We start from the raw sequence: 803 nt of genomic DNA, 5'->3' as shown, positions 1-803 counted from the left end.
CGCAGCGGTGCAGTCATCGGCCATCATCGCGGCGCACCCAACTATCGCGAGCAGTTCGGCGGTTCATACTGGGGCATTCATCGTGCCGATCTGCAGGCGGTACTGTCCAGGGCTGTCGGCCTCGAGCGCATCAAGCTCAGCCATCGGCTCGTCGATCTCGCGCAGCACCCCGATCGCGTGAGTCTGACCTTCGATAACGGTCAGCGGATCGACGCCGGCCTTGTGATTGGCGCCGACGGGGCGCGCTCGATCACGCGGCGCTGGATGCTTGGCTATGACGACGCCCTGTATTCGGGTTGCTCGGGCTTTCGCGGCGTGGTGCCGGCCGAGCGCATGGATATGCTGCCCGATCCCGAGACCATCCAGTTCTGGGTCGGAGCTGGCGGCCATCTGCTGCATTATCCGATTGGCGACAAAGGCGACCAGAATTTCCTTCTGGTCGAGCGTCATCCATCGCCGTGGCCGTCACGCGATTGGGTCATGCCAGCCAGCGAGGGCGAGCAACTGCGCCTGTTCAGGGACTGGCATCCCGCGATCGTTCAGATGATCACGGCCGTGCCGATCAGTCAGCGCTGGGGCCTGTTCCATCGTCCCCCGCTTGGCCGCTGGAGCAAGGGCCGCGTGACGCTGATCGGTGATGCCGCGCATGCACTTGTGCCACATCACGGCCAGGGCGCCAATCAGTCGATCGAGGATGCCGTGGTGCTGGCCGCGCAATTGGGCAGTGCAGGTCCTGGCAATTGGCGCGAGGCTCAGGAAGCCTACGAGCGCCTTCGCAGGGGCCGCACGCGCAAGCTGCAGTA

The 803-nt window shown here is 64.9% G+C and carries 1 protein-coding gene; it reads left to right on the top strand.

All coding sequences use genetic code 11. The features are described 5' to 3' along the window. On the top strand, positions 1–803 hold an 803-nt coding region (locus tag BN2476_RS39270; RefSeq protein WP_087739584.1), incomplete at both ends, for an FAD-dependent monooxygenase.

The organism is Paraburkholderia piptadeniae, assembly GCF_900007165.1.
In the GTDB taxonomy this organism is placed as follows: domain Bacteria; phylum Pseudomonadota; class Gammaproteobacteria; order Burkholderiales; family Burkholderiaceae; genus Paraburkholderia; species Paraburkholderia piptadeniae.
The sequence above is the reverse complement of the archived record's forward strand: the minus strand, read 5'-3'. Positions and strand labels throughout refer to the sequence as shown.